This is a genomic window from Sphingomonas sp., assembly GCF_019242355.1.
GTDB lineage: Bacteria > Pseudomonadota > Alphaproteobacteria > Sphingomonadales > Sphingomonadaceae > Sphingomicrobium.
Map to the genome: position 1 here is coordinate 1 of NZ_JAFAVR010000019.1, position 2,065 is coordinate 2,065.

At 66.4% G+C, this 2,065-nt stretch carries 3 protein-coding genes; 2 read left to right on the top strand and 1 reads right to left on the bottom strand.

The features are described 5' to 3' along the window. Positions 1-390: GNAT family N-acetyltransferase (locus JOZ79_RS00730; protein ID WP_294069232.1), on the top strand; the 390-nt coding region annotated here is incomplete at its 5' end. A gap of 127 nt (positions 391-517) precedes the next feature. Next, positions 518-925 carry a response regulator gene (locus JOZ79_RS00735; RefSeq protein ID WP_294069235.1) on the top strand — a complete coding sequence of 136 codons (408 nt, stop codon included), beginning with the start codon at positions 518-520 and terminating at the stop codon, positions 923-925. 137 nt (positions 926-1,062) lie between these two features. On the opposite strand, the gene JOZ79_RS00740 is transcribed toward JOZ79_RS00735, so the two are convergent. Next, positions 1,063-2,065: trehalose-6-phosphate synthase (locus JOZ79_RS00740; protein WP_294069237.1), on the bottom strand; the 1,003-nt coding region annotated here is incomplete at its 5' end.

A 2,065-nucleotide genomic window follows, 5' to 3' on the forward strand; every position in this document is an offset into this window, starting at 1 on the left:
AATCTCGGGCTGACGTTTCGTGGCTGCTATTATCTCATCCTGTCAAGCTACGACGACGGCGAGCTTTCGCGGCTCGGACCGGGTCGCGCGCACCTTCACGCCGTCATCCGGCATGCGATCGACTGCGGTCTTAAGCGGTTCGACTTCACGATCGGCGATGAGCCATACAAGCGTGACTGGTGCGACACCGAGGTTCGCGTCTTTGATCACCTTGCCGCCGAGACCTGGCGCGGCGCAGCGGTAATCGGAACGACCCTGGCGTTCCGGCGGACCAAGCGGCTGATCAAGCAGACGCCCGCGTTGTGGCGCGCCTTCAGTCGCGCCCGCGCGCTTGCCACAAAGACCGCAGCGCGTCGGCCGGCTGACAATCGGTGCGGCCGGACTTCGTAGACGGGCCGGATCGGCCGCGCTAGAATCATCGCCTGGAGCGCCGGGTCCGGGCGGACTTGCGCGAGGCAAATGGGCGTGCGCGGGGAGCTTTGTCCATGTCGTCTGCCCCTGTTCCCGGACATGTGCCGTGACGCCGAGCACGGACGCTCCGATGGAGCTCGATGGGCTGCGGGTGCTCATCGTCGAGGACGAGAGCCTGCTGTCGTTGCTGCTCGAAGACATGCTGGCTGAGCTCGGCTGTCAGGTCGTCGGTTCGGCATCGAGCGTTCCCGAGGCCATCGAGGCGGTCGGCAAGGTCGATGCGGGCGCGGCCATTCTCGACATCAAGCTCGGAGATCAGAAGAGTTTCCCCGTGGCCGAGGCCCTGGCGGCGCGCGGCATCCCATTCGTGTTCGCGACCGGGTATGGGGACGGTCAGGTCGACGACCGCTGGCGCGATCACTACGTGCTGCAAAAGCCATTCGCGCAGGACCAGCTGGCGGAGGTTCTGGCGCGGGCCTTGTCGAGCCGCGGCCGATCGGCTCGCGACCGCTGAGAGGGCTTTCGTCCTCCCAATTTTCGTCGAGCGCCGGCGCGCCGCGCTTCTGCAATGATGCGACCCCGCCGATCAGCTGCCGCCAAGGGCGGGCATTCTCGGCCCGAAGGCAATTCGCTGCGAGCGAACGCTCGGACTCAGTGAAGCGCGGCAGATTGCTCGGCACGACGCGAGCGGAACGGAACCAGCATGGCGTCGGCACGCGTGGCCACCTTCGGCGGAACCCGGGTCGCGGCGAGCGCCTCAACGTAGGTCTTGAACCAGGCGTCGAGCGAGGATTCCTGCAGCACCGCCATCATCGCCTGCCAGCGCTCGCTGCGTTCGTCGAGCGACATGGATAGTGCCCGACCGATGGCCCGCGCCACCCCGTCGAGGTCGTGGGGATTGACCAGGAGCGCCGCATCGAGCTGCTTTGCGGCGCCGGCAAACTCCGAGAGGACCAGCACGCCCGGGTCCGCCCGGTTTTGGGCGGCCACGTACTCCTTGGCCACCAGATTCATCCCGTCGCGGAGCGGCGTAACCAGGCCGACACGGGCGAGCCGGTAGAATCCCGCGAGTGTCGCCTGGCCGAAACCCCGATTGAGATAGCGGATCGGAACCCAATCCACCTCGCCATGGCGGCCATTGATCTCGCCGACCAGGACGGCGAGCTCCCGCTGCAGGTTGCGGTAAGCATCGATCTCGCCGCGTGAGGGGACCGCGACCTGCAGCATCGAGACGGTGCTCCTGAGCTGCGGCTCGGACTCCAGCAACTGATCGAACGCCATGAGTCGGTTGGCCAGGCCTTTCGAATAATCGACGCGGTCGACGCCAATGACGAGTCTCGTGCCCTGAAGGCTGCGGCGCAGGCGCGAGACCTCCGCTCGCCCTGCCGCGCGGATTGCCCGTTCGGCGAATTCCCCAGCATCGATCCCGATGGGGAAACTCGCGAGCCGCGTGGTCCCATACGCCGAGCGCGCGACGCCGTCGACCACCGTCATCCCGAGCTCGTTGCGCAGATAATCGGAGAAGTTGCCCTGATCCTCGTCTGTCTGAAAGCCGATCAGGTCATAGGAGAGCATGGCCCGTACCAGCTCCTGGTGGTGCGGCAACCCGACGGCGACGGTCCGGCTGGGAAACGGGGTGTGAAGGAAAAAGCCG